Annotated in this window: 25 protein-coding genes; 18 read left to right on the top strand and 7 right to left on the bottom strand. The window is 39.6% G+C overall.

Annotated elements, in window-relative coordinates:
* Nucleotides 1–10: 10 nt before the first annotated feature.
* On the bottom strand, nucleotides 11–1,441 hold the full coding sequence (locus F0342_RS05085) for a PH domain-containing protein (protein ID WP_149154918.1): 1,431 nt from the start codon (nucleotides 1,439–1,441) through the stop codon (nucleotides 11–13).
* The gene (locus F0342_RS05080) at nucleotides 1,438–1,956 is read right to left on the bottom strand and encodes a PH domain-containing protein (protein WP_149154917.1); all 519 of its coding nucleotides are present in this window, start codon (nucleotides 1,954–1,956) and stop codon (nucleotides 1,438–1,440) included. Before F0342_RS05080 ends, F0342_RS05085 begins: the two co-directional genes overlap by 4 nt.
* Nucleotides 1,957–2,234: 278 nt before the next feature.
* Between F0342_RS05080 and F0342_RS05075 the strand changes: the two genes are divergently transcribed.
* From F0342_RS05075 to F0342_RS05040, 8 genes are all read left to right on the top strand, one after another.
* Nucleotides 2,235–2,585, top strand: a complete 351-nt coding sequence (locus F0342_RS05075; RefSeq protein ID WP_149154916.1) for a YwqH-like family protein — start codon at nucleotides 2,235–2,237, stop codon at nucleotides 2,583–2,585.
* A gap of 36 nt (nucleotides 2,586–2,621) precedes the next feature.
* The gene (locus F0342_RS05070) at nucleotides 2,622–2,900 is read left to right on the top strand and encodes a YwqI/YxiC family protein (RefSeq protein ID WP_149154915.1); all 279 of its coding nucleotides are present in this window, start codon (nucleotides 2,622–2,624) and stop codon (nucleotides 2,898–2,900) included.
* 14 nt (nucleotides 2,901–2,914) lie between these two features.
* A complete protein-coding gene (locus F0342_RS05065) occupies nucleotides 2,915–4,348 on the top strand; it encodes a ribonuclease YeeF family protein (RefSeq protein WP_149154914.1) in 1,434 nt (477 codons plus the stop codon).
* A gap of 33 nt (nucleotides 4,349–4,381) precedes the next feature.
* Complete coding sequence (locus tag F0342_RS05060) at nucleotides 4,382–5,089, top strand: hypothetical protein (protein WP_149154913.1); 708 nt, start codon at nucleotides 4,382–4,384, stop codon at nucleotides 5,087–5,089.
* A gap of 11 nt (nucleotides 5,090–5,100) precedes the next feature.
* Nucleotides 5,101–5,895: a hypothetical protein gene (locus tag F0342_RS05055; protein ID WP_149154912.1), complete on the top strand. Its 795-nt coding sequence runs from the start codon at nucleotides 5,101–5,103 to the stop codon at nucleotides 5,893–5,895.
* Nucleotides 5,896–5,909: 14 nt separating this feature from the next.
* Nucleotides 5,910–6,332 (top strand): hypothetical protein, encoded by a 423-nt coding sequence (locus tag F0342_RS05050; RefSeq protein ID WP_149154911.1) that lies wholly within the window; start codon nucleotides 5,910–5,912, stop codon nucleotides 6,330–6,332.
* Nucleotides 6,333–6,359: 27 nt separating this feature from the next.
* Complete coding sequence (locus F0342_RS05045; protein ID WP_149154910.1) at nucleotides 6,360–6,620, top strand: hypothetical protein; 261 nt, start codon at nucleotides 6,360–6,362, stop codon at nucleotides 6,618–6,620.
* An 81-nt stretch (nucleotides 6,621–6,701) separates the two neighbouring features.
* Nucleotides 6,702–7,055 (top strand): hypothetical protein, encoded by a 354-nt coding sequence (locus F0342_RS05040; RefSeq protein WP_188048411.1) that lies wholly within the window; start codon nucleotides 6,702–6,704, stop codon nucleotides 7,053–7,055.
* 744 nt (nucleotides 7,056–7,799) lie between these two features.
* Here F0342_RS05040 and F0342_RS24710 read toward each other — a convergent pair.
* Nucleotides 7,800–7,973, bottom strand: a complete 174-nt coding sequence (locus F0342_RS24710; protein ID WP_188048410.1) for a hypothetical protein — start codon at nucleotides 7,971–7,973, stop codon at nucleotides 7,800–7,802.
* 322 nt (nucleotides 7,974–8,295) lie between these two features.
* Between F0342_RS24710 and F0342_RS05035 the strand changes: the two genes are divergently transcribed.
* The 3 genes from F0342_RS05035 to F0342_RS25300 all read left to right on the top strand — a co-directional run bounded on the left by F0342_RS05035 (nucleotide 8,296) and on the right by F0342_RS25300 (nucleotide 9,342).
* A complete protein-coding gene (locus tag F0342_RS05035; protein WP_149154908.1) occupies nucleotides 8,296–8,616 on the top strand; it encodes a hypothetical protein in 321 nt (106 codons plus the stop codon).
* Nucleotides 8,617–9,099 (top strand): hypothetical protein, encoded by a 483-nt coding sequence (locus F0342_RS05030; RefSeq protein WP_149154907.1) that lies wholly within the window; start codon nucleotides 8,617–8,619, stop codon nucleotides 9,097–9,099.
* A gap of 117 nt (nucleotides 9,100–9,216) precedes the next feature.
* Nucleotides 9,217–9,342 (top strand): hypothetical protein, encoded by a 126-nt coding sequence (locus tag F0342_RS25300; protein ID WP_262481649.1) that lies wholly within the window; start codon nucleotides 9,217–9,219, stop codon nucleotides 9,340–9,342.
* 53 nt (nucleotides 9,343–9,395) lie between these two features.
* Here F0342_RS25300 and F0342_RS05025 read toward each other — a convergent pair whose 3' ends face one another.
* The 4 genes from F0342_RS05025 to F0342_RS05010 all read right to left on the bottom strand — a co-directional run bounded on the left by F0342_RS05025 (nucleotide 9,396) and on the right by F0342_RS05010 (nucleotide 13,884).
* On the bottom strand, nucleotides 9,396–11,342 hold the full coding sequence (locus F0342_RS05025; protein WP_149154906.1) for an FtsX-like permease family protein: 1,947 nt from the start codon (nucleotides 11,340–11,342) through the stop codon (nucleotides 9,396–9,398).
* Nucleotides 11,332–12,093, bottom strand: a complete 762-nt coding sequence (locus tag F0342_RS05020; RefSeq protein WP_149154905.1) for an ABC transporter ATP-binding protein — start codon at nucleotides 12,091–12,093, stop codon at nucleotides 11,332–11,334. Before F0342_RS05020 ends, F0342_RS05025 begins: the two co-directional genes overlap by 11 nt.
* 100 nt (nucleotides 12,094–12,193) lie before the next feature.
* Complete coding sequence (locus tag F0342_RS05015; protein WP_149154904.1) at nucleotides 12,194–13,198, bottom strand: sensor histidine kinase; 1,005 nt, start codon at nucleotides 13,196–13,198, stop codon at nucleotides 12,194–12,196.
* Nucleotides 13,195–13,884 carry a response regulator transcription factor gene (locus F0342_RS05010; RefSeq protein WP_149154903.1) on the bottom strand — a complete coding sequence of 230 codons (690 nt, stop codon included), beginning with the start codon at nucleotides 13,882–13,884 and terminating at the stop codon, nucleotides 13,195–13,197. The genes F0342_RS05015 and F0342_RS05010 overlap by 4 nt, the downstream gene beginning before the upstream one ends.
* A gap of 620 nt (nucleotides 13,885–14,504) precedes the next feature.
* Between F0342_RS05010 and F0342_RS05005 the strand changes: the two genes are divergently transcribed.
* From F0342_RS05005 to F0342_RS04970, 7 genes are all read left to right on the top strand, one after another.
* Nucleotides 14,505–14,798, top strand: a complete 294-nt coding sequence (locus F0342_RS05005; protein WP_034764875.1) for a WXG100 family type VII secretion target — start codon at nucleotides 14,505–14,507, stop codon at nucleotides 14,796–14,798.
* A gap of 78 nt (nucleotides 14,799–14,876) precedes the next feature.
* The gene (gene yukD, locus F0342_RS05000) at nucleotides 14,877–15,116 is read left to right on the top strand and encodes an ESX secretion system protein YukD (protein WP_148970598.1); all 240 of its coding nucleotides are present in this window, start codon (nucleotides 14,877–14,879) and stop codon (nucleotides 15,114–15,116) included.
* Between the two features lie 14 nt (nucleotides 15,117–15,130).
* Nucleotides 15,131–16,429 carry a type VII secretion protein EssB gene (gene essB, locus F0342_RS04995; protein WP_149154902.1) on the top strand — a complete coding sequence of 433 codons (1,299 nt, stop codon included), beginning with the start codon at nucleotides 15,131–15,133 and terminating at the stop codon, nucleotides 16,427–16,429.
* Between the two features lie 28 nt (nucleotides 16,430–16,457).
* Nucleotides 16,458–20,924 carry a type VII secretion protein EssC gene (gene essC / locus F0342_RS04990; RefSeq protein ID WP_149154901.1) on the top strand — a complete coding sequence of 1,489 codons (4,467 nt, stop codon included), beginning with the start codon at nucleotides 16,458–16,460 and terminating at the stop codon, nucleotides 20,922–20,924.
* Nucleotides 20,921–23,917, top strand: coding sequence for a type VII secretion protein EsaA (gene esaA, locus F0342_RS04985; protein WP_149154900.1), 2,997 nt, complete (start codon nucleotides 20,921–20,923; stop codon nucleotides 23,915–23,917). Before essC ends, esaA begins: the two co-directional genes overlap by 4 nt.
* Nucleotides 23,918–23,957: 40 nt before the next feature.
* On the top strand, nucleotides 23,958–24,383 hold the full coding sequence (gene essA, locus F0342_RS04980) for a type VII secretion protein EssA (protein ID WP_188048409.1): 426 nt from the start codon (nucleotides 23,958–23,960) through the stop codon (nucleotides 24,381–24,383).
* A 527-nt stretch (nucleotides 24,384–24,910) separates the two neighbouring features.
* Complete coding sequence (locus F0342_RS04970; protein WP_149154897.1) at nucleotides 24,911–25,939, top strand: NADP-dependent oxidoreductase; 1,029 nt, start codon at nucleotides 24,911–24,913, stop codon at nucleotides 25,937–25,939.
* Nucleotides 25,940–26,446 lie beyond the last annotated feature (507 nt).

Raw genomic sequence — 26,446 nt, 5'->3', positions numbered from 1 at the left:
GAAATCCGTCTCACCCAGAGACGGATTTCTTATGAAACCACTCATAAAACGTACCCGCTTCCTCTTTTGACACCCCAATCATCAAACTCTCATGACTCGGATTTGCCCGATTGGAGAACATGATGGTGGCCACTCCAAATTTTCGCTCGACCCATGAGTGCTTCACGGTCACCTGCTGGATTCGGTCCCGATGGGTGACGAAGGTTTCGTTCAACCAGCCTCCCTTTCGAATTTGGACGGTTTGATCGTGGCGGGTGTAGCTTGTAAACAAGTAATCAAGGATTCTGAGGAGGATGGATACTCCAAAGACAATGCCTGCGATCCAAATCCATTCCATCTTAAAGATCCATAGGCCCACTACAGCAGCAATCGTCAAATAATAAGGTTGGAAAAGCTTCAGCCAAAGGACCTTTAGTGGGAAGCGTTCCATCTCCTCTTTGATCGGATAGTGGGGAAGGATGGTCTGCAGCATATCATAAGCTTCACGTTTGGGCATAAAGGGATATAAAGAACTTATTTCCTCTTTTTCACCTTCAAAGGAGCCGGCACTGATCAACTTGATCGAAACAAGCCCGAGTATCCTTTTCACAATGGATTGTTCCACTCTGACAGCTTGTACTTTATTCTTTGGAATCGAGTAGCTGACCTCATTCCCAATCCCTTTTTTAATATAAATCCGTTTCTGGTCATCACTAATGACATAATTTCCATACTTCATATACGTTTTTACAAAGCCGATGAAGATGGACAGGATCATGGCAGCGAGAAAAAGGACGATCAGGATCCACACGTGATCGAGCAAGTAGTGCCAGGCACTTTCTGCTGATTCTTCGAGGGCAAAGAAATCGGCCAGATTGAAATAGATGGCACTTATTAATGGGAAGATCGCCAGGAAACTTAGTGACGTGAAGGATGCTTTAATCAGGTCTTTCCTGGTTGCTTGAAAGTGTACCATGCGTTCCGGCTTTATACCATCTTTTGATTCATCTCTGTTTTGCTTCTGTTCGAGATAAGATAAAATGCGAACTTTCTCTCGTTGTGTGATGACGGGGAATTCAAATTGGGCATTTTCTCCACTCGTCCCTGTCTCCATGGTTAAAGAAGTTAATCCAAACCAGCGATGAATGAAGGTCGTATTGGATCGATGGCTGTGGATCCGATCCCAGGAGACCGTTTTTTGTTTTTTAACGAACATCCCTTCTCTGAAAAGGATCGTTTTATTACTTAATTCATAGCGGTTGAAAAGCCACTTGGCAAAGATCGACAGGACAGACACCGCTGTTGCAGCCAACAGAGCGTAGCGGCCCCATATTACCCATCCGGCAGTTGAATTCGCCTTAAGTAGGAACAGGAGGATATAGAACCCGAATAGGCCCTTCGCGGTTGATACTAATTCGACGATGATATAGGCTGGGTGATATCTTTTGGCAAAATGGGTCATGCTCTTATTTCTCCTTTCTTCGAAACTTTATCCCGAATCTTTGCGAAGGTGGCAATTTCCGCTTTTAATGTCTTCGCTACATTTGCCGGTATGGCAGGTATTTTGTGACTGGAGGTCGTAGTCCCGATTTCAAGGTCATAAAGGTCATAGCGACGCATGATGGGCCCCTGCTCTGTGCGGACGTATTCCACTTTCTCCATGGGTATTAAGATGTGCTGTTGTTGAAATTTCCCGAATTTCAACTGAACGAATTCCTGATCGACCTGATAGCGCCAGGTTCTTTGCAGGTAAATGGGTTCAATGAAGATGGAGAAAATGGAAGAGACAATGAACAGCCCTCCAAGAATGTAAAGAACGATCCCGATCCAGTCGTACCAATCGAATCGGTCACTGCATATCATTAGGGCTCCTATGATGAGCAGTGCTGTTGTATGTCCTATCGTGTTGGATATCCGCCAAACTTTGGTGGCTTTTTTTGATATGGTTTGTGTTGGTTCAGGTATGTTTATGTACATTTTTTCACCTCTGACTTAAAATACGTGTTTAATATAAGAAAAGTTTCAGAACCTGGAAAATAATAGTTGTGAAATAGGTTTCATTTTACAAAAAATGTGATACTTAATTAATAGTTCGTATTATTCATTGATAAATAATATATCGAATAGGTAAAAAGGATTACTTGCATATACTAAAAATAAACAGATTCTATCATTCTGACAAAATTTCATCCATGTTATAGTTAAAAAGATTGGAAAATTTTATGAATTAGAGTAATCAATTGAGGTGAAGGTTCTTGTCTTTATATTTTTACTACGGGTTGTTATGGGAAAAACGTGAGCAACTTCAAAGGCTTCAGGAATGTCAGAGCAAACTTCAAGGCAACAAACAGGAATTTTCAAGTTATCGGGAATCTATTACAAAACCTGAATTATCTGCATTCACCTGGCAAGGGACGCTTGCAAGTAAATTTGATGAAATAAGGCTTGAAGGAATGCTTCATTACTTTACAGAGATTGAAAATAACCAGTTTAGTGAAGTGTTCTCTATGTTGAGCAGTAAGATGCACACCATAAGAAGTGAAATCCAGGCGATTGAACAGACCATTCATAGGTTGGAATCTGAAGCTGAAGCAACAGCTGAATAGAAAGAAATGTATTTAATATAGCGGGAGGTAGCTTGTATGGGTAATGAAATCAGAGTAGTGCAAGGTGAGATAGACCACCACCTTTCAAAAATTAAATCCACTGCAGAATCTCTTCAACCGGATGTACCTAATAACATTGGACATGAAAATCGCCTGGAAGTGGTAACAAAATTGAACGAGTTGAACCAAAGCATGGAACAGTTGGTACAGAGTTATAAAGAATTACTTATGCTAAATGAAGAATTGACACGACAGGCTGTCCAGGATATGGCGGATGCCGATCAGGAACTGTCTTCACATATCAAAGCCAGGTAAGGAGAGAAATTGGGATGAAAACACTGGATGTCATGTCTCTGGAGTCAGGATTAGAACAAGTACTTCGAAAGTTAAACCAGCAAAAAGAACAGATGATCGAAATCGAATCTGCCATAAATGACTTTATTTCTCAAGATGCCTCTTTTAAAGGAAAAGGAGGTCAATCGATACGGTCTTTTTATCAGGATTCCCATCAATCCTTTCTGGAGTTCTATCAGCAAATGGTGACAACATATCAATCTACCCTGAAAGCCATTAAAAATGAATTACAAGGGTTGGAGCCAGCCCAAAATGGATATATACAGGAAAGCTTTTTACAGAATGATATGGAAAACGGATTAAATCGGGGAAGAGATGTGGTCATGGACTTAACAAGTGAGTCCAATGAAACGATTCAAAGTGTTCAAGATATCGTCTCATTACCAAGATTACAGGATGATTCTTTCCTTCAGCAGGTTCACGTTGCGAGGCAGCAAAAAGATCAAACCGTTGAAAAACTTCACCAGTTTGATCAAAGTCAATCCGCCAACCTGGAGCCAATCCAACAGGATGTCCACACGATGAACCAATACATTCACCAAATTCAAGGTCTCTTCTCCAACGGGAAAATCTCAATCGATACGTATCAGCCCAACAGCTGTTACAACCCTCAATATGAGTCCGAGAGCGGGTCGACAAACCCTTATTTCGAGCTGACCAACAATCCCCGATTTGTCGAGAATGGGGTTGAAGCGGCTGATACGGTGAATGGATTGCAACCGGAATGGGATCCTACGCCGACACTAGGGATCAATTTTGATCAGTGGCGAGAGCAGCCGATTAATGCTGCGACGAATTTGGGGATTACGGCTGCCACAGGTTATGGGGCTGCGAAAAACGTGAATAAAGCTCGAAAAGGATTTGGTGCTACTAAAAGTATTTATACAACTGCTCAAGGCAAGAGACGTGTGCGAGTCTCATTAACTAAACCTGAACTGATGGACTTCAAGAAAAATAGATATAGCGGGACCAACGCTACTAATTACCCTAAGCTTTATAAATTAGTTGACCCCATGACAGGGGTAAAAGAGTCCTTTAAATGGGCTGGAAATAAAATTGGATATATTGGAATTGGAACTACTGTGGTCGGTGATATTGTACACGGCGTTCAACATGATCAATCAGCAAGTGAGATTGCGGGGAATGTTACAGGAGATGTTGCCGTGGCTGGTGCATCTATCGCATCATCAGCATATGTCGGTGCACTTGCAGGTGGTGCTATCGGTGGTCCAATAGGGTTAGCTGTCGGGGCTGTTGCAGGCGCAGCTGTTGGTATGATTACAACATCATTACTAAGTGATCTAAAATTCATGGATGTTGATAGTGATGGTAAAGGAGACTCTATCGGGGACTCAATAAAAAAAGGTACTACTGGAATTATTAATAAGGTTGGATCTTGGTTTAGTTAATCTCACAGATTCCAATTACTGAGGTGAAAGAATTTGAAAAGACACAGAGATATTGACGATATTACATTATCTTATCTAAATAATATGCAATTCCCTAAAGAAAACAGAAGAAATGTAATAGGGTTTTTATTAATACTCTTGGACTTTATTGGGCTCCTGCCGTTACTGAGCATCCCATTTTTTGCTCCCTTTTTCTGGGCCGCTCTGATTCCCATCATTGGAGTCCATCTATGGGCTATTCTATATATATTTGCACCCTATAAATTTGAAAGGTCTTACTATTTATACATTGGCGTTTTTGGGGTAGTGAATACGTATGTTTATTTCCTTGTCATTCAGAAGTTTTTGTATAAACATATTGGAGTAGAAGGCAGCAGCTCCTTCTATATAGGGTTACTTCTAATGTTATTATTATTGGTTTTCTTCCAGGTTTTCAATGTGAAAATGCTGTATTCGGGGACCTATGCCAAGCTTCTAAATGGAAACTCTAAGTTTAATATTACTCCTATAGTCGCATCTTCAAGCTTTGGGTACGTGGTTGCACAATTTCTTATGTCCTATCTGGTAACGGACTCAGCTTTTATGATTGCATTAATTATCGCATATTCGATTGTATCTATAGTAACTGCTTATTTAGCAACTTTTATTCATAGATATATATACATACAAAAAAATGATGAAAAGGTGTTAAAAATGTATCCTGATTTTGGGAAACCAAAGTCAATGAGAAAATTTGGTTAAGGGGGATTATGATGGCTAACTGGACATTGACTAACAAAGATTTATATTTACTTGTAAAAATGTTAGGTGGAAAAGTTCTGATAGGTATATCTAACCCTTTTCAAGATTACGGGGATGATGAATTAGAAAAAGAATGGGAGATGATGTTTAAAAAACTGCATAAGTTTGAACTGGTGGATTATATTGAGGGTGAACTTAAATTCGAGGATCGATTCATTGGAGCCATGTGGGTTATTTCAAAAAGCAATTTGGTTGCAGAAATTGTAACAGATCAGTTGGAACAAAGTATTTTCTATTTCAGTGACGATCAGGTCGTCGAGTGCATGAAGGAGACTGAAACAAGTTATAAAGTCTATACACACCCTGCTCCCGAATGGACCTTGAACGAAGTCATTTTTCCTAGAATGCTTATTGGTGTTGAAAATCGATCTAAACGTTTAAATGATCCCTTATACATACTCCCAAGTGACTATCTTCTCTACTGTAAAAAACAAGCCATATCGAATCTTGATGAATTATCTTTAAATAACGGAGTAGACCAAGATAGTTTAATAATTAAACAGTTTAATAGATCAATACAAAGGAAAATTCATAACACACGATTAATGTTGTTTTACAAAGGTGAACATGATTGGAATATTGAAGGTATACATGTCCTTTCATCACCATCGTATAATTGGACTTTAAGAATGGTCAGTGAAGATGGTATTGAATGGTTGATTGCCCGTCAGGCAACAGGAGAATCATTAGTGCAAGAAATAGCAAGAGTTTTTGAAAGAGTTAAAAAGAAACTAGGAGTGAATTAGAAGGGTGGATCACCATGTTTTTTAAAAAGAAGGATATAGAGGATATCTTTTGTATAGCTGTTTTCCCAGAAAAAGAGTTAACGTTTGATGAGCTAGACGAGTATAGTGACAGGTTTGAAGAGGCGGGGAACATTGAGGTGGTTTCTGAGGTGAATCTATCAGAAGAAAATATAGACATTCTATCAAAAAGATTTCCTGAAACGGACATTTCTTCTCCAGGATTTGCAGTGCTTAAGTTGGATATGGATCGGATAAAAGAAGAGACAAAGAAAATGGAGCAAAAATATAAGTGGAAAAAAATTTTTAATTCAATCCCTCATGATGAATATCTTATTGTTGAAACTAAAACCATGTTTGATTTTCAATATGCTCTTTTTTATACTCAGGACGCTCAGGAAGTAGTTACTTTTCTGGAAAATCAAAAAAAAAATAGTTGAATGGCATTGCCAAAGGGGGATGATTAGTTGAAGAAAGAAAGGTTAGATGACATTACTCTGTCTTATTTAAGGTTTCAATCCCCCCGGGAGAACAGGGGAAATATACTCGTGTTCTTTTTGATTTTTCTGGATACCATTGGTGTTCTTTTTCTTTTAGGAGAGCCAATGGTCCCTTTGTTTTATTGGTCTGGTATCATTCCTCTGGTGTTTATTCACCTATGGGCGATTCAGTATGTGATTGCCCCCTATAAGTTTGAAAAATCATATTATCTGTTTTTCGGAGTGTAAGGGGTTATTAATACCTTCGTGTACTTTTTAGTGATACAAAAATTGATATATTCTCATTTTCAAATAATCGGAGTAGTCCCTTTGGTTTTGGGATCAATTCTATTTGCCTCCCTCCTTCTCATCATGAATTTGATGAACATCCGCTTATTGTATTCCGGAACGTACTCACGTCTTCAGAAAGGAGAAAAGGCTGTAAACCTTTCTCTCATTGCTTCGGCCTCAGGCCTTGGCTACGTACTGGCACAGTTAATCCTATCGTCCTTCTTCGTGGAATCAGTTAAAAACCTTATGATCATCGGGGTGTTCTCTATACTCTCTGTGGCGACTGCCCACTTTTCTACAAGCATCCATAAATATTTTTATATTAGAAGAAACATCGAAAAGGTGAAGCAGGTATATCCTCAATTTGGGTTACCGAAGAAATTAAGGACCTGATTGAGGCAATAGAGATAAGGGGGATGGTATGAAACTGTATCGGGATATAGATCCAATCACAATATCTTATTTAAAATTTGCACACACCGGAAGAGAATAGAAAGAATATCATTACGTTTTTTATTATTTTTTTAGACATCATTGGCCTCCTTCCCATTTTAGGAGAGCCTTTCTCCTATGCTTATTTCTAGCCAGCTGTTGTACCGGTGGAATTATTACATATATGGGAAATCCTTTATTTGGCAGCCACGTATACATTTGAAAAATCGTCCTATTTGATTTTCGGCATATACGGCATCGTGAATACATATTTGTATTTTTTGGTGATACAAAAATTACTGAATGTACATGTTGGGGTGATTAGTAAGGTTCCTTTTTTGATAGGATTGATTTTACTACTAGGGTTATTAGTGTTCTTCCAGCTTTTCAATCACAAAATACTGCATTCAGGGGCGTATGCAAGGCCGCAAAAGAATGATCATAAGGTAAGTTGCCACCGATTTTGACCGCTTCAAGTATTGGATATGTCATCGTTTATATTCTTATTTCTGCGTTTATGACGGAATCTCTATTTAATATCATCATCATTACGGGAGTGTCCATCCTATCCATTCTCAGCGCATTTTTTTCAACGTCCCTCCACCGATACTGTTCTATCCTGCAAAATGAAGAGACAGTTCGAAAGATATATCCTCAATTTGGTTTACCTAAAGGTGTGAGGGGAAATGGAGGGGGAAAATTGTTTTAATAAAACGTATACTTCGGGGGACTGCACATGTCTAATAAGAAAATAACGGGATTCATACTAATGATAGTGGTGTTCACCCTGATTGCTTGTTCTTTATATGGAATTAATATACCTTTACCAAGCTCATATCTTCCTTTAATGATTGCGGCAAATTGCGTATTTGCTTTCATTTCAATTTTTGCTCAACGGTTGATTATCGTATTATATGAAGTGAATGTCTTTGAAGAAATAGATAGCTTAATTGGCTATTTCAATAAGTATACGGCTATCTTTACATCGGGTATAACTACTATATACAGAACGTATTGAACCACCTTCCCTTTCTCGTAAATAGGCTTCTAGCCTTATTTTTTTCCTATCACTTATGTGGATCGGTTTTGGGATTGCTGGAATCTTTGATTAACGTATATGGAATGAGGGTTAGGGGGATATAGCAAAAAGGCGAGGTTATTTGAAAAAAGTTCCAATGACAAGAGGAAGAAATCCGAAAATATGAAAAGCATACCTAATTCTAAAGGTCTTAACAGGATCACAGATGATATTGGAAAGTTAGGTCACTATGTCCGCTTTGAGTGCAGTGAAAAAGAGATGAGGATTCATTCTATAGATAGCCAGACAGCTCTTATTGAAAGAATACATCAATCTGAACACACTTTTTATTATCAAACATTACATGTGGATTTTTCCAATACATTGGGTGAATTTTATGGTTTGGATATGCAAGTTGATGAAGATCCCGCTAAGATCAATCTGGGCATGAGCCGGGAAACATATGATATGATCCATGCTATTGATGAAAACGAACTCGATTGAATGATTGATAATGAGCCCTTTCAAATAAGCTTATTCTTAAAAGCTTTCAAAGCTAACGATCAAAAAATCGATCAGATCACTTATGTGAATGGGAAGACTGACAAAATGGAGGATGCATTCCTATTCATTCCTGCAGAAGAATATATATGGTCGATTAATTATAGAAATGTAAATAATACTCAAATCATTGCCACCAGCAGTTCTTTCAAAAAGTTCTTTGAAGTGGTTCAACTAAGTGTTGTGGACTATCTGACATTAAAAGTGGATAAAAAAGTCGAAAAGAAGGATGAGAAATTCTTCTCATTTAAACGTGGCTTCATTTTTTACTGGAAGAGTAATGTTTTCCTTCTCTTTTCTTTTTTCTTATTGAATAAAAACAGTTGGGCTCCGGATGGGGATAGTTATGTTTGGATATTTGGTATCCAGGGGGAAGCACTTCTGATGATCCTATCATTCATTGCCTGTTTACGTCCCAGGGTTTAAGAATAAATTCTGCTTTTAGTAATAGTGAAAGTGCATAGAGACCCCTCTAAAATTCTTTCAAAAAGAATAAATAACAAAGTCATGTCCATAATAATCAAATATCAGGGAGGTGTGGACATGCCAAATCAAAATGATAACAAATTCAAAAAAATCCAATCTGAGAGCTTCAAACAAGGGAAGACTCAGGAAGAATACGCTGCCGAGCTTGAAATGAACAAGATGAAAAGCCAAAAAAGGAAGTAACCTCGGACTACATAAAAGAGCCATCCCGGCTTTTAACGGGATGGCTCTTTCTATTAGAGCGATGCTTTGATCACTTTTTTATAATACAGAACCGATAATACACCAAAGATTGAATACAGAATTGTATATAACCCCATTACAATAATCATCGGCGTCCAAACCTCGGCACCGAACAGGAACCATCCGGATTGAACCGCGAAGTAACTGTGCAGCAGACCGATGAGGAGAGGGATTCCGAAGCTGAAAAGCTGCTTGGCTTGAATGCCTCTCAACAAGTCACCTTGAGTGAAGCCCAGTTTTCTTAAAATCGTATAGTTCGGTTTCTCATCTTCACTTTCGTCCATTTGCTTAAAGTACAGGATGCATCCGGATGTGATCAGGAAGGTGAGACCAAGGAACCCAACGATGAACATAATGAGTCCGATATTTTGTTTCTGTTCTGCTTTCATATCATACTGGGAATCGTTTGCCCATCCTTCGTCGAGGCTTAACTCATGAAAGAGGTCGTTTGCTTTCAAGATATCTTTTTCTTGTTCAATCGTCACCCCGATGTAGAGAGAAGATTCCTTCTGTATAGCAGGATCTAAATCATTCTTCAGGCGTTTGAATACATTGTCATCAACGATCACAACAGGTGATCCCCCTGCTGTAAAATACCATGAAATCGGGTATTCATCCCTCATTCCCAAGTACTTAAGCTTGGTGACCTCCGTCTTTCCTTTCAGTTCCGTCACCCCTGAATCATGTAACGGAATGACCTTTTGAAGTAAGTCGCTATATCCTGTAAAGACCGTTTCGTCTTCTTTTACATCGACGCCTACAACGTCTTTCTCGCTGATGACCGAGTTCGGCATGGCATCCATTGAACCGTTCAGTTCCCCAAATTCAGAGTCTGTAATGTCTTTCAGGTTGACCAATACTTCAATGACTTCGATTTCTTCCTTCTTGAATTCGATGCCATTGTCCAGTAGGGCATCTTTAAAGTGTTGGAAGTCTTGTGTATTTGTAAATGAAAAATCGGTCGGAACATTATTTTGAGCTGTTTTTTCAGCCGAGTAATAGCCGATATAGCTTAAGGACAATAAAGCGATAGCAAGAGCCGACACGGTCGTGATGATTGTCAATAGTAAGGCATTGGATTTCATTCTGAACATGATGGATGAAAGGGATAGCACCTCGTTGATGTTCAAGTATCCATCTTTCTTTTTTCGGATGACGTTGAAAATAAAGCTGACGGACCCTTTATAAAAAAGATAAGTTCCGAGAATGACTGAGCCGAGTATAACTAGCATGGCTCCAAACAGCTGAGGCATGGTTGTGAAGTCCCCGCCAAACAATTTGGAAGATACGTAGTACCCCGAGGCAACCAGGATCATCCCAAAAATTCCGATGATGATCTCAAACTTGGACATTTTTTTTACTTTGGTTTCCGTCGATGAACGTACCCTGAACAGTGATAATATACTTTGCCTTTTAATAAATACAAAGTTCATCAGCATGATCAGCAGGTAGATCGCGCAGAAAACAATGATGGTCTGGATAAGTGCATGGGTTGAGAAGTGGAGTGTGGCGATTGCCTCGACTCCGGTTATTTTGAATAAGATCATGATGATCAATTTTGAGAAAGAGAATCCGATCAAGATGCCGAGTATCAATGACCCGAAATAAAGGATGAAGTTCTCCACGGTCAAAATACGAAAGATTTTATTTTTTGTCATGCCGATTAACTGAAATAACCCGATTTCTTTACTTCTTCTTTTAATAAAGAGAGTATTCGCATATAAAAGAAAAATAGAGACGATTGCGACAAGTAAAACGGAAGCCGCACGAACCGCTGCGCCGCCTTTGATGGATCCCTTTGTTGCATCCATGGATGGATCATATTGCAGGGTCACAAAGGCGAAATAAAGCGCGACACTAAAGACCAGAGCAAATACATAAAGGTAATAATTCTTGAGGTTTTTCTTGAGATTTCTGAAAATAAGGGTATTAATGTTCATTCTGCACCCCGCCGAGCACCCCTTGAGTTTTCATGATGTCCTTGAAGAAGTGCTGTCTTTCCTGTTCGCCTTTATTTAATTGAGTATAAATTTGCCCATCCTTGATGAAAATCACCCGACTACAGTAGCTTGCTGCCACGGGATCATGAGTCACCATTACGATCGTCGCTTTCAGCTTTTGATTTAACTCACTAAGCTTATTTAAGAGATCAGATGCCGACTTTGAGTCGAGAGCACCTGTTGGCTCGTCGGCGAAAATGATGCTTGGTTCATGGATGAATGCCCGGCCTGCTGATGTCCGCTGTTTCTGGCCGCCTGAGATTTCGTTCGGATACTTATCTTTCAGTTCAAGAATCCCAAGCTCTGAAGCAAGGTCGTTGAATTTCTGATCGGCTTCCTTTTTGGGTGTCTTGGTAATGGATAAAGGCAGAAGAATGTTCTCTTTCACCGTCAATGTGTCGAGCAGATTGTAATCCTGAAAGATAAAGCCCAGGTGATTCTTCCGGAACTCAGCGAGCTGCTTTTCTTTCATCATCGTCATTTCATTGTTCTCGATCTTTATCGAACCTTCACTCACTTTGTCGATGGAGGAAAGAACATTTAAGAGAGTGGTTTTTCCAGAACCCGATGCCCCCATGATACTCACGAATTCTCCTTTTTGGATCGACAGGTCGATTCCCTTCAAGACTTCCTGCTTATTGAATTTATTGCCGTAGCTTTTATGAAGTTTTGTTGCTTCTAATATCGTCATCGTGAAAAACTCCTTTGATTTGATACCCTTATTATAAAAAGCAGGAAGTTTCTTTTCCTTTTATTGTTCGAACAAAACAGAAAAGCATGTGACATTTTTGTCACACGCCTGTAAGTTGGACGAAATCATTCTTCTGGGGAAAGGTGAGGGTGACCAGGGTCCCTTCGCCTCGTTTAGACGTAACATCTATAGAAATCAGTAAAGGTTCTGAAACTCTTTTGGTTAAATATAATCCCATTCCGGTAGAAGCGTGATCATTGTGGTCGATGGTTGAGGTGAAACCTTTGTCAAAGACCCTCGGGAGGTCCTTGGGGTCTATTCCCCTGCCAAAATCTTGAATAGTGAGGGTCACCTTATCATCTTGATGATCACTTTTAATGATAATATCCGATGTTGTGCTGTATTTAACGGCATTGGTTAATAACTGCCTGATCATAAAAGCAAGCCACTTCGCATCGCTCAGCACTTCCGTGATATCTAGTTGAATGTCAAATCCAATTCCCTTTTGAATACACCAGGTTTGCAGCGTTTTTATTTCCTGAAATATAACGGTCTCAAGATCGGTTTTTTCGATATATAAATCATTCTCCATAAACGACATCCGTTTCTGATGGAGCTGTTGATCCAGAAGAAGGTGGATCCGCAGCCATTCGTATTTTAATGGTGCCTTTAAAGATTGGTTCTCTAAACGCTCAATCATCAAATGCATGGCAGTCAGTGGGGTTTTCACTTCATGGATCCAGGACAGGAGGTCATCCTTTTCCTGTTCGAGCAGCATCCGATTTTCAGATGCTGCCTTCCTCAGAAGGTTCGCCTGCTCCGATAAACTATCCGAAACGATTTCTTCAAATGGAGTATCGGGGGCATCCACTCCTGTAATATTGAGATTATGATCCCATTCTTTCAGTCGTTTAAAGAAACGGGTTTCCTTCTGATATCGAATGAAAACGAAGACGATGAAAAAGAGCAGTGATATGAACACCATATAAAGAATCGGTTGTAGGGGTATGACCATATCGATATAGGCAACAAAGATCCATAACAGGTGAAGAGCGATAAAGAACAATATCCAGCTTTTTCGTTCCCATAAGTATGTACGGATCATGGTGAATCCTCTTCAATGGCCAGATACCCTTGCCCCACTTTGGTTTCAATGAAGCGGCCCAATTCAATCTCTTCAAGCCGTTTCCGAAGGCGGTTCACATTGACGGTCAACGTGTTATCGCTGATGAATCGTTTATCATCCCAGAGGCTATTAATCAACGCATCCCTGCTGACAATCTTATTTTTCTGCTCAATTAGGAGCTTTAAGATGTACATTTCATTCTTCGTCAATTCGATGGCTCCCCGTTCATTGGTTACGGTGTTACGCTCATAATCAACCGTTGCCCCGCACCAGGTCTTGATGCTCACCTGTTCGGTGTTATAGTTATACACTCTCCGGAGCGTAGCCTGTACCTTTGCGATCAGGACATCAAAATGAAAGGGCTTTTGGATGAAGTCATCTGCCCCAAGCTGCATAGACATGACCATATCAGTGGGATGATCACGGGAGGAAAGGAACAGGATAGGTACATTTGAATGAGTGCGGATCATCCGGCACCAGTGAAAACCGTCAAATTTAGGTAATTGAATATCAATGATCACGAGATCGGGTTTCACCTCTGTGAATTCCTGCATCACGCGATTGAAATCAGCGATTCCGTATACATCATAGGACCACTGGGAAAGCCGATCCTTGATTTCGTTAAATAGGGAAGTGTCATCTTCGATTAGTAATAATGTGAACAAATAAGTCACCCCGCGACGTTGCTATTTACATAAATTGTATAGGAAATCGAAGGTATTTGCCATATCGCGAATAAAAGGAATTTTCAATATAGAAATATATAGATAATTTTAGAAAAAAATGGGTATTTATCGTGTGGAATGAATTTTGACAGATATAAAAGAAGAGGGAGTAATTTTTTTAATTAATTCGCCAAATAAAAAATCACATGCAATTTTTTAAAAAAAACAGTTTATAAAAGTAAAAATAAGGATATATAGTAAGTACTTGTAACTAATGCGTCTAATCCTTCAATGTATAACCACCTATCAATGCTATTAATAGAGAGTCTTAAGTCTTTGTTTTAGCGCTATTTTCCTAATTTAATCAAGCGGTTCTTATACCAAATGACCTGAAAGTATTTATTCTTGTAGTTATAAAGTTTCCTTTTTCCTGTAAAAATTGTGTTTATATGTATGTTTATAATAGTATGATATTGGAAGTGTGGAAACAATTGTAATAAAAAGGATTTTAATGAAATAAAACGGGTTACATAGTTTACAAGGTTCATGTTTCATATTTGGGTATTCTGATTTGATATAGATGATTACCACAACAATTTCAATTAAGGGAGAGGAATTACATGTCAGGAATTATTCGTGTTACCCCAGCAGAATTGATTAGTATGTCGAACCGATACACAAGTGAAAGCAGCCAAGTAGGAGAGCAGATTTCACGCCTGGATAATATGATTTCTGAGCTTGAAGGCATGTGGGAAGGTGAATCAAGCCGCGCGTTTGGAGAGCAATATCAAACTTTGCGCCCTTCATTCCTGCAAATGCAGCAACTGCTTGAAGACATCTCAATGCAATTGACTAGCACTGCTAAGTCTCTTGAAGATGCAGATGCTCAAATTGCCAATCAAATTCGCGGATAAGTTTATCCCCAACCATTTTAAACATGAAGGAGCGCTTATCATTATGTGGCGCTCCTTCCTTATGAGGTGAAACCCGACATGTATATAGAAATTACCATCGATTTAGGACATTATGAGGAGAAGAGCTTCGATCTTAGATTATCAAACTACCATACTGTTAAAAAACTGATCGATCTTGTGTGGCAGTCTCAGAAACTTACAACCGATCCCAGAGAGGGTTGTTGGATTCGTGTTGTAAATAAACAAAAAGTGGTTCCCGGTCATGCAAGGTTGATCGATGCTGGAATTCATTCTGGAGATCGAATTGAAATATTATAAAGGAGACCAATAGAATGTCACAAAAAAGTGGATCGTACTTAGAAGAAAAGCTCGAAGCCATTGTACATAAAAAAGAAAACAAAATGACAATTATCTTTCAAAAAGAAAAGATAAAGTTGGATCAAATTGAGGAAATTCACTACCTGAAGAACATTAACCCATCCATACAAAGAGAAATCACGATTGAAAATGATGAATTATGCATCGTGAATACCATACCTGACTCCTTCTCTTTTTATCCCCAATTAAAAGCGAATGAGAAAGAAAGGTTGATGTCTGCCTATCAACTGGTACAGAACGTACGAAACCATACCTTATCACGTCTCCATCTCATTATTTGTCCGGAAAATATTGTATTTGATCAAGGCCTGACTCCCCACTTTATCCATTACGGCGTTAAGGAGAGTCTTCCCCCTTACGAAAAAGACGCAGATTTGTTGTTAAAGCAGACAAAAGCTACTGTTGCAGCTATTGTAGATCGTCAGCATACATTTGATGATTACTTTAAGTTCAGCGAAACTCTAAAATTGTCGTCAATGACCAAGGATATCTTGGAAGCCGAAAGCATCGAACGTGTTGGAGAAGTGTTAAATCATTTAATAAAAGAGGCAAAAAAGTCTGATTCCCTCCTCATGACTGTGAGTAAGAAAAAGTGGAAACTCAATCGTTATGTACTGATCGGAATATCATTGCTCTTAGTACCGGCAATTATTTACTCTATATTTTCTTTATTCTTTTTGTTCCCCAAGCAGGAGAGGGTAGTAGCAGCTCAAGAGAGTTTTCTCCTGAATAAATATAGCGATGTGGTAACTGAACTACAGTCTTATGAGGTTGAAGAAATTCCGAAGGTCACTCAATATCAACTTGCACTCTCTTATATTATTAACGAATCCTTAACAGAAGACCAAAAAGAGAATGTACGAAATACTGTCTCCCTTCAATCAGATCCACTTTATTATGAGTATTGGATCAATATCGGAAGAGGAAAGGCTGAGGAAGCATTAGAAGCAGCCAGGTTCTTAGAAGACCGGGATTTAATTCTGTTTGGACTTCTTAAGTACCGAGAGCAAGTCAAGGCAGACGGAGATCTTGATAGCGAGGAAAGACAGCAGGAACTAGATGAGGTTGAAAGTGAAATAGCTGAATACGAGGAAGAAATGAAAGCGCTGGAAGACGAACAGACATCACAACCGGCACAAACAACGGAAGAACCGCAAGAGAATGACGAGAAAAAGACACCTGAACAAAAACCGGCAGAGACTGATGGAGAGAGTTCCACCCCTCCAACTCAACCTGATAAGAAGGAATCCTGACAAATAAACTAACTGGGGAGGTGAGCATATGTATGCCCTTTGGGTTTTTCACGATCATTACTATCAGACAATCATGATTGAGGATGAAAATAAAAAAATTACATTAGGTCCACGATTGGAAGATTCAATCACGATTTTATCGTTGCCATCGTCTGCCGAGTCCATTTTAGTAGAGCACTCCGGCGATACTTTCAAGCTATATCAAGACGGGAAAGAAGAAAGGATTCTTGAACCTGGCCGCAAAGAATCTTTTCTTGCAGGTGATAAAGAACTGCACATAATGGTCACCCGTTTACCAATAAAGTCTCAAATCTATTATGTCGGTCATAAAGAAGAAATCAGTATTTCTACTGAACAACCGGACGCAACCATTTATTATGAGAAAAAGGATCTCATTCAAACTTGCCATTGGTATAAAAATGGCGATGATGAATGGGTAATGGGTACTGATGAGGCGTCTTCGCTTTATCTAAACGGACATCTGGTCAAGGGGAAACAAAAGCTTAAGGTTGGAGACATTTTATTTTCTCCTTTTTTAACTATTACCCTATTAGAAGATGATTTAATCGAGATACATAGTATCGATAACTATCAAACTGAATTAATGGCATCTATACGTCCTACATCAGAAATGCAGAAGAAATACCCTAATTATCGCCGAACGCCACGCATGATTTATGATCTTCCTGATGAAAAGGTTCAATTGTCCTTTCCGAGTCAGGAGTCGAGCGATACAAATCGCAGTTTATGGTTGATCATTCTTCCCCCATTGATGATGTTAATCGTCATGGCCATTGTAGCGCTCGTGATTCCACGTGGAATTTTCATTATTATCTCAATGGTGATGTTTACAACCACTTTAGTAACGTCAACCGTACAATTTTTTAAAGATAAGAGCAATAGAAAGAAATCGAAGGAACGAAGGAAACGGATCTATACTCATTATTTAGAGAGTAAGAGAAAAGAACTTCAGGAGCTTGCCGAGAAACAGGCAGATGTTCTGCAATTTCACTTTCCTGCTTTTGAAAGAATGAAGTATCTGACAGAGCAGCTTTCCGATCGCCTTTGGGAAAGGACCCTTGAAAGTTCGGACTTCCTCCAGTTTCGGTTAGGAAGTGGAAAGGTACCTGCAAGCTACAGTATTTCAGTGAATTCTTCCGATATGTCAAACCGTGAAATGGATGAGTTATTGGAAGAGTCCCAGAAGTTAGAAATGGTTTATCGTGAGATTGATCAATTACCCGTAACAGCGGATCTTCATAAAGGGGCAATGGGTTTGATCGGTAAAGAATCCGTCTTTAAAAATGAGATTCACCAGCTGATCGGGCAATTGGCGTTCTTTCATAGTTACCATGATGTCCGGTTTGTCTACATTTTTCATGAGGAAGAGTATCCGGATTGGGAGTGGATGAAGTGGTTACCACACTTTCAATTACCACAGTCCTTTGCTAAAGGGTTCATTTATAACGAGAAAACCAGGGATCAAATTCTTTCTTCCATTTATGAGGTCATTCGAGAAAGAGATATCGAGGAAGACTCAGATAAAGTCGGTTTTTCACCACATTACGTTTTTATCATAACCAACCATCAGCTTATTTCAGACCACGTGATTCTGCAGTATTTAGAAGGGGAATACGCTCATTTAGGAATGTCCGTCATTTTCGCTGCAGAGGCTAAAGAGAGCTTGTCTGACAATATTCACACTCTCGTTCGTTATATCAATGACAAGCAAGGGGACATTCTGATTCAAAATAAAAAAGCAGTTAAGATTCCATTCGAAATGGATGAATACAAGCATGAGGGCAATGAGCAGTATGCAAGGACATTGAGGACTCTTAATCATCAAATCGGAATGACAAACTCCATCCCTTCAAGTGTTTCTTTTCTGGACATGCTTAGGGTGAGGGATGTTGATCAGCTTCCTATTCAAGAGAACTGGCTATCCAGAGAATCAGCTAAATCCTTAGCTGTTCCCGTTGGTCTGAAAGGAAAAGAAGATATTGTCGAGCTGAATTTGCATGAGAAGGCACATGGACCCCATGGATTACTTGCAGGAACAACCGGTTCAGGAAAGAGTGAATTTTTACAAACGTATATTCTTTCTTTAGCGGTTCATTTCCATCCTCACGAAGTAGCATTTCTATTAATCGATTACAAGGGTGGAGGAATGGCCCAGCCCTTCAAGAATATCCCGCATTTATTAGGGACAATAACCAATATTGAAGGAAGTAAGAACTTCAGTACGAGGGCACTCGCTTCGATCAAGAGTGAATTGAAACGCAGGCAGCGCTTATTTGATCGTTACGAAGTGAATCATATCAATGACTATACACGCCTTTTCAAGCAAGGCAAAACGGAAGAACCCCTTCCTCATTTATTCTTAATATCAGATGAGTTTGCTGAACTTAAGAGTGAAGAGCCGGAATTCATTAAAGAACTTGTAAGTGCAGCCCGTATCGGTCGTAGCCTGGGGGTTCATCTTATCCTTGCTACTCAGAAGCCCGGAGGAGTCATCGATAACCAGATATGGAGTAATGCCCGCTTCCGCGTCGCTCTTAAAGTGCAGAATACGGAAGACAGCCGTGAAATCCTAAAAAATGGGGACGCAGCCTCGCTGACAGTAACAGGAAGAGGGTATTTACAGGTCGGAAATAATGAGGTGTATGACCTGTTTCAATCCGCATGGAGTGGAGCCCCTTATCAGGAGGAATCCTTCGAATCAGAGGATGAAGTGGCGATTATCACGGACCTGGGACTGATTCCTTTGTCGGAAGTATCGACTAATCCAAGCAATCAAAAGGAAATGGTCAGTGAAATTGATGCTGTCGTCGATCGAATTGAAGCTTTACAGGAACAAATGAAGTTAGAAAAGCTTTCCAGCCCATGGCTTCCTCCTCTTTCAAATCGTATCTACCGTACATCATTTGCACAGAGAGAAGAGAATAAGATTTTACTTTCCATGATTGATGAACCAGAGAAACAGAGTCAGACCCCGTACCATTATGAAGTGATTCAGGATGGGAATGTCGGAGTCTTTGGTTCTTCAGGATATGGAAAGACTCAAACGCTAATCACCTTATTGATGGGGATGGCCACTCAGTTTACACCTGAGGAAGTTCATTATTATCTTCTTGATTTTGGGAATGGTGGCTTACTGCCTTTAAAGCAGCTGCCGCACACTGCAGACTATTTCCTCATCGATGAAGAAAGAAAAATCGAGAAATTCATCGGCATATTGGATGATGAATTAGCCCGCAGAAAGCAGCTCTTCCAAAAGCAGGAAGTAAGCTCGATTAAAATGTATAACACCATAAGTGAAGAAAAACTGCCTCTTCTATTTGTAACAATTGACAATTTTGATTTGGTTAAAGAAGAGATGCAAGAGCTTGAAACGCAAATTAATCAATTTGCAAGGGATGGTCAGTCACTGGGAGTGTATATGTATTTTACAGCTACCCGGGTAAATTCAGTCCGTCAGTCGCTAATGAATAATTTAAAGACAAAAATCGTTCACTATCTGATGGACAGCTCAGAGGCTTATACGATGCTTGGGCGATTACCATTCACCCCTGAAGCCATTCCAGGTAGAGCGATTGTTAAGAAAGATACAGCTTTCTTTTCTCAAGTATTCCTTCCAACAGAAGGGAAGGACGATTATGAGCAGATGAATCTCCTAAAGGATGAAATTCAGTTATTGAAAGAAAAGTATAAGGGATTAATGTCTCCTGATCCGGTGCCTATGCTCCCGACAGAGTTGACCATGGTCAACTTTACTCAATATACAGATTCAGGCAGGAAAGAAGGGCTGCTTCCGGTCGGCTTAGACGAAGAATTAGTTAAGCCTGTATACGTAAACTTTAAAAAGACGAAGCATTGTCTCGTATTGGGACAGGCTCAAAAAGGAAAGACAAACGTCCTGAAGGTTTTAGCCAATACGGCGTTATTGCAGGATAGTGAGCATATAGCGATATTCGACTCCATTGATAGGGGACTTTCAAATTTAATGAAAGAAGAAAAAGTAGTCTATATGGAGAACAAAGAACATATCACTATGTGGCTTAATAGAGTTGAAGAATTATTTAGTTTAAGAGAAGAGCAATATAATCTGTCTATACAAAAGGGGAGTGCACTTCCATCCTTCTCATCTGTCATCCTCATTGTAGATGGATATGCAAGGTTTCTGCAAAATCTGGATGCACTGCTTCAAGACAGAATTGTTAAATGTATGAAAAATTATAGTCACTTAGGGTTCTGCATGATTGTTTCAGGAAACAACAGTGAATTAACAAAAGGCTACGACACTTTGACAGTCGAAATGAAGCAGGTTCGTCAGGCTCTTGTCTTGATGAAGAAATCTGAACAAACCTTGTTCACGCTCAGCTATGATCGAAGAGAACCAGAAATCCAACCAGGATTTGGTTATTATGTAGAAAACGGTAAAGAAACTAAAATTCAAATACCACTTATGGTAACGGAAAGGAAAGTACACGCATGACAGAGAAAGTAAGCCTATTTAAACTCTTATTAGCGGTCATGATGATTCTTGCCACTCCACTTCTTTTCTTTCGGTCAGTTGGGGAAAATCCTCTGAAAGTGAAAGAAAACGCTACTCAGTCCATCGCCATTGTGAACGAAGATGCCGGAACAGAATTGGATGGAGAGACGTTGGCATTTGGAGGGGATGTTACGTCCATTCTAGAGGATCAATCATCCTTTGAATGGACAGTTGTAGGTAGAAGTGCAGGAGAAAACGGTCTTCAAAGCTCTAAATATGATGCCGTTGTGTATATACCTTCCGACTTCTCTGACAAAGTGATGACATATGATGAGGAAAGACCAGTAAAAACAAATCTGAACTATAAAGTTCAAACGCAACTGAATGCTGTAAACAAAGAAAAAGTCCTTTTAGAGATTGAAAAGGCTACTAGAAGAGTGAATAACAAGATGTCCTCACTCTATTGGAATTATGTATCGGCAGACATGGAGAATATACGTGCCGAATTCGATGAAATCCTACAAAAAGAGCGGGCTTTCCAAGAAACGATGCTGTCATTCTATAAACCAAGCTCGAAAGATTTGGCCGGCCAAATCCAACAACAGACCTCGATGCTGTTTAACCTGCAAAACTCGATTCAGCAGGCAGACAGCCGTTCACCACAGCAGCAAAACACGCTGTCATCGTTTGAACAAAGCCTTTCCAGCTTTGTTGAATATGTCAATCAGTATAGAGAATATCAGGATAATCAAAAGCAATTACTCGCGGATATTCAATCCGAATCGGTTGAAATGATCAACGCGTCAACTGAAAACCAGCAGCCAAGATATTTGAAAGCAAAATCGCTATTCTCTGAACAAAGTGAATCCCTTGCTGCAGGAATGACCCAATTAAATAGTAATATGGAAACCAACCAGACGGTGTTTACAGATTTACAAGAACGCAGGTTTGAAGAAGTAGGGAGGCAGGTAGAAGATTTTTACTCATTCCAGGAACGGGTGTTGAACTTCTATCAGCAATTGCAGGACACCACGACTTTAAATAACCTGCAAGGAAATATTTTTGAACTTAACAATAAGCTGGCTGAAGGTGACGGAGAGATTTTTAATCCACCCGCTCCTCCTGAAATTCCTGAGCAACTAAAAGACGGAGAGGAACCTGACCCTCAACAGGTCATCATTTCCTCCCAAGAAGGTGAGCCCGGGCCAGGGGAACCAAGCGATCCTCCTCCTGCACCACCGAATTTAGATCCGGAAATAAGTGAACTGACAGCCATTTCAACAGAAATCGATGCGTTGAAAGATACACTGACCAATTTAACGGAACCAACACCTGAAGCTATAACCGATGCAGTGAATAATATTCAAACAATCAATGGTCGCATCCTGCAGGTTCGAACGCAGTTGCAAGGAAAAAATAATAGTTCAGAAAACCCTCTGCAGGCAGAAGTGGATAGACTGTTGGGAGAAGTTTCAAGACTTCTTGAAGATAATCAGACATTAATCGATAAAATCGATGAACTGACGAAGCAAGTTGAAACTCTTACAACTGAAAATCAAGAACTTAAAGATCAGGTTACGACATTGACTGAAACGAATGAAGCTCTGAATAACCAATTGGAGATGTTCTCTGACAATATTTCGAATATCGTTGCCGAAATCGAGGATAAAGAAACCTCCATCCTGAACTCAGCAGCTTTATCTGAAAATAGAAGAAACACTCTTTATGGTTATTTTTCTCGCGGGATTAATAACTATAAGCTTATGGATCTTATACAATATTACTCTTACCTGGATCGTTATGAAGCGACTCTTAACGGTATGTTAACGGAAAATGGAGTAAAAGCGACCGTTCTTCAGGATGAAGAACTGAAAAATGAGATTAATGAGATTCTGAAAGTAAGTCAGTCTGAACAAGCGGAGTGGGAGCAGTTAAATACAGACCTGCCGAATACAGAGGATGCTCTTAACACGCTTCAAGACTCATTTACCGTGTTTGCAGCAGAATACAACCAAACTCTTGATGACCAGCAATCTCAGCTTACAGAGAGCCTGAATGCGATCAATCAAGAAGCTACTAACGTATTAAATCGTATACAAAAGCCGGATCAAGCTGCTCCAACTCCCGTATCAGGGGCAACAGGTCCAGATTTAGTAGGGAACCAGAAGCAAATTGGAAGTGAAATTAAGTCTATCCATTCCTTCCTGGATACAGTGAGTGAAAGCCAAAATACAATTGTGTCCTATACAAATGAGCTTCAATCGAATGTTTCCAATGTTCAAAGCGATGCGGATACACTGAATAATAAGTGGGCGACAAATGTAGCCTCCACTCAATTAATTCGCGATGATGTATTTAGTGTTTTAGGGAACGCGTTCGTTGACGGACAATCCAATGGGTATGTGTATGATTTCTTGACGAATCCTCTTAATGTAAATGGAGATGTCCCGGAAGAAAAGAAAGCAAGTGCCCTGCCACCTGTTGTGATTTTGTTTATTATCTTGTTGTCCAGTTTACTTATCGGATACACAAGCTATTACTTCCAAAATGCTCCCCTTTGGATACAAGGGGTGATATTCCTACTATTAAATCTCATTGTAGGATTTGTTATTAGCCTTTATGGATTGGACATTTATCCGTTAGTTGAATCCCGTTCAGTTGAATGGACGATCTTTACCATCCTCCTTCTATTAGTAGGATCAGGATTAATCCGTGTTGCTTTTGTCACGCACCGGTTATTGGGCTGGTTTGTCTCTGTAGGATTGGTAGCACTGTTCGTGACCCCATTATTGGCATTAACAACACCTAATTTTACATTTAAAGACCCGATGTCGAACGTTTACTTGTCGATACAATATGGATCAGACTCTTTATTTAATCAAGCTGTCATTGTACTGGGTTTGATCGTTATCGGGTTAACCATCGTGCAGGTGTTCTTAGACAAACGCTCTAATAGAACATCTGATGAGGGTACGGAAGCGTATGAGGGGTAAAATACTGATTCAATTGATACTAATAGGGGGCATAGTCAGCATGTTTGTTCCCCCTATTTCGGCCAATACAAACATTAATGATTTAATCCCTAATGACTATCAAAACAATGATTTCAAAAAGAATCCTGACCTCATCCATGACCAGACGCTCACAAATGAAAAGATAAAAATCCCGGAAGAACAAAAAAGCTTAACATTTGAAGGGATTTCCAGTAACAAATTGAATGAGCTCACTGATAAGTTATTTAAAAGTGAAGAAAAAGATACAAATACTATAAAAGCAAAAGCAGAAAACCTGAAACTGTTTAGTCAATCCGAATCGGCAAGATTAGGGAGTATTGAGGAAAGAAGTCAGAATGGTTCTTCCCTTCCTATATTGATTGCTGTGTTAGTAGGGATTTGTGTGTTACTTCTCATCACTGTTATTGTCATTTGGAGTCGATCGGCTCAAGGAAGCAAAGGTTGAAAAAATAATAAAGAGGAACCCGTTCTAGTGCGGGTTCCTCTTCCTCTTTTCCCTTCTCACCTTACTCACCAACGCATGGTTCTACCCCTCTGAATCCTGAAAAAACACCATCCATGTTTCCATATCATCCATCTTAGTCACAATATGAGGTCTATCCACAAAATCTATCTCCAGACCCTTTATTGAGGCTCATCGATCTAATGGAATGGGGACCATCATTGACAAGGAGATAGCGTCCTTCTTCAACGCTGAAGTAGCCTCTATTTGTCTTGTGAAATGCTTTTCCATTTGTGAAGATCTTAATGGAGAGCGGTCCTTCCCTGTCCCAAAGGAATTGGTTATTCTTAGCCTGTAGGATATAGTTAAAAAAAGTGGGTTTGTTTCGTACATTTTCTCCAAATCGATTGTATTGACTATTAAATAATGGAATCTGCTTTCTATGCAAGTTCATTGACGGAAGAGAAACATTTATAGATAATATGTTTATATGATTAAACATTTAAACTTTAATGACAAGGATGATCTATATGAAAGCAATGACCATAAAACAATATGGGAAAACTATTCCTTTAGAGCTTACTGAACTCCCGATTCCGGACATGGGAGAACAGGATGTTTTAGTGGAAATTCACGCAGCGAGCATCAACCCGATTGATTTCAAGATAAGGGACGGCAAGGTGAAAATGCTGTTGAACTACAAGATGCCATTGGTGTTGGGGAATGACTTTTCCGGTAAGGTGATTCAAACAGGTTCTAAGGTGAGTAAGTTTCATATCGGGGATGAAGTGTACGGCAGGCCACGCAAGAATCGGATCGGTACGTTCGCTGAGTACCTTTCTGTCCATGAAGAAGATGTTGCATTGAAACCGGAAAATCTTTCGTTTGAGGAAGCTGCGTCCCTTCCTCTGGTGGGTTTAACCACATGGCAGGCATTCCATGAAATACTTGAGCTGAAACCGGACCAGAAAATCCTTATCCACGCCGGAGCGGGTGGAGTCGGGACTTTTGCCATTCAGCTTGCAAAGGAAATGGGTGCATTTGTGGCCACCACCGCAAGTGAAAAGGGGTTTGATTTAGTTTCCTCTCTCGGAGCAGATAGAGTGATAAACTATAAGGAAGAGCAATTTGAGGAAATTCTAAACGAATATGATGCTGTGTTTGATACGTTAGGCGGTGATTCCCTCAATCGTTCGTTCCGTATACTCAAGCCTCATGGGAAAATCGTGTCTGTTTCTGCAGTGCCAAACCGCAGATTTGCCGTAGAAAACAATCTTGGGTTCATAAAACGGCTCTTATTTTCTGTAGTTAGCAGAAATATAAGTGCTCTCGAAAAGAAGTTTAACGTAGACTATCACTTCTTATTCATGAAGCCCAGCGGGGAACAGCTGACGAAAATCAAACATCTTGTCGAAAAAGGGAGTATTCGCCCAGTGATAGACAGGGTGTACTCCATTGAAGAGGCTCAGGAAGCCGTTCAGTACGTCGAAACGGGCAGAGCTAAGGGTAAGGTAGTCATACGAGTGAAGAAGCCAAAATATCGCAATCTAACGAAATGAGACCTATGAGAGACTTCGGCATGTTGAATGTCGAGGTTTTTTTCGATTCTTGTTATCTTTTCCTTTTAACGAGTGGTTAGGCGTGTATTCCTTTTTTACACAAATTAGTTGTTCAATTCATTCGACAATCTTTATCCTCTTTCGTACTGATCATTGTTATTTTCATATTTACAATTAGATATTTCTTTTTAACTACATACATTTATCACCATTTTCAACGAAAAAAGATAGATTCCTAGTTTCATAAGTAGTAGAATGAGCGCGATTTCAAGTAAAAATATGTAAAAATACTGAAGTTTACAATAATGTATACTTGTAAACAAAAACGTATACAAATGTGTACAAAAATGTATACATGTACACAAACAAGTACACATGCTGGTTTATAAGGATGTGTACAAAAAGCGTACACAACGATACAAAAATGTATACAACTCCCCTCTTTCTTGACATCAACATTCGATAGAAAAGTAGGATTGACCGGAGAAGAGAAATTGTATACTCTGA

The sequence above is a fragment of the Bacillus sp. CH30_1T genome, assembly GCF_008364765.1.
In the GTDB taxonomy this organism is placed as follows: Bacteria; Bacillota; Bacilli; order Bacillales; family Bacillaceae_B; genus Rossellomorea.
Note: the sequence above shows the minus strand (reverse complement) of the source record. Positions and strands in the feature narration are given on the sequence as shown.

Excerpts from the sequence above, each read along its gene's own strand:
- F0342_RS05085 (WP_149154918.1), bottom strand. The coding sequence starts at position 1,441 with ATGACCCATTTTGCCAAAAGATATCACCCAGCCTATATCATCGTCGAA.
- F0342_RS05080 (WP_149154917.1), bottom strand. The coding sequence starts at position 1,956 with ATGTACATAAACATACCTGAACCAACACAAACCATATCAAAAAAAGCC.
- F0342_RS05070 (WP_149154915.1), top strand. The coding sequence starts at position 2,622 with ATGGGTAATGAAATCAGAGTAGTGCAAGGTGAGATAGACCACCACCTT.
- F0342_RS05065 (WP_149154914.1), top strand. The coding sequence starts at position 2,915 with ATGAAAACACTGGATGTCATGTCTCTGGAGTCAGGATTAGAACAAGTA.
- F0342_RS05055 (WP_149154912.1), top strand. The coding sequence starts at position 5,101 with ATGGCTAACTGGACATTGACTAACAAAGATTTATATTTACTTGTAAAA.
- F0342_RS05050 (WP_149154911.1), top strand. The coding sequence starts at position 5,910 with ATGTTTTTTAAAAAGAAGGATATAGAGGATATCTTTTGTATAGCTGTT.
- F0342_RS24710 (WP_188048410.1), bottom strand. The coding sequence starts at position 7,973 with ATGAAAGCAAATACGCAATTTGCCGCAATCATTAAAGGAAGATATGAG.
- F0342_RS05035 (WP_149154908.1), top strand. The coding sequence starts at position 8,296 with ATGAAAAGCATACCTAATTCTAAAGGTCTTAACAGGATCACAGATGAT.
- F0342_RS05030 (WP_149154907.1), top strand. The coding sequence starts at position 8,617 with ATGATTGATAATGAGCCCTTTCAAATAAGCTTATTCTTAAAAGCTTTC.
- F0342_RS25300 (WP_262481649.1), top strand. The coding sequence starts at position 9,217 with ATGCCAAATCAAAATGATAACAAATTCAAAAAAATCCAATCTGAGAGC.
- F0342_RS05025 (WP_149154906.1), bottom strand. The coding sequence starts at position 11,342 with ATGAACATTAATACCCTTATTTTCAGAAATCTCAAGAAAAACCTCAAG.
- F0342_RS05020 (WP_149154905.1), bottom strand. The coding sequence starts at position 12,093 with ATGACGATATTAGAAGCAACAAAACTTCATAAAAGCTACGGCAATAAA.
- F0342_RS05015 (WP_149154904.1), bottom strand. The coding sequence starts at position 13,198 with ATGATCCGTACATACTTATGGGAACGAAAAAGCTGGATATTGTTCTTT.
- F0342_RS05005 (WP_034764875.1), top strand. The coding sequence starts at position 14,505 with ATGTCAGGAATTATTCGTGTTACCCCAGCAGAATTGATTAGTATGTCG.
- yukD (WP_148970598.1), top strand. The coding sequence starts at position 14,877 with ATGTATATAGAAATTACCATCGATTTAGGACATTATGAGGAGAAGAGC.
- essB (WP_149154902.1), top strand. The coding sequence starts at position 15,131 with ATGTCACAAAAAAGTGGATCGTACTTAGAAGAAAAGCTCGAAGCCATT.
- essC (WP_149154901.1), top strand. The coding sequence starts at position 16,458 with ATGTATGCCCTTTGGGTTTTTCACGATCATTACTATCAGACAATCATG.
- esaA (WP_149154900.1), top strand. The coding sequence starts at position 20,921 with ATGACAGAGAAAGTAAGCCTATTTAAACTCTTATTAGCGGTCATGATG.
- essA (WP_188048409.1), top strand. The coding sequence starts at position 23,958 with ATGTTTGTTCCCCCTATTTCGGCCAATACAAACATTAATGATTTAATC.
- F0342_RS04970 (WP_149154897.1), top strand. The coding sequence starts at position 24,911 with ATGAAAGCAATGACCATAAAACAATATGGGAAAACTATTCCTTTAGAG.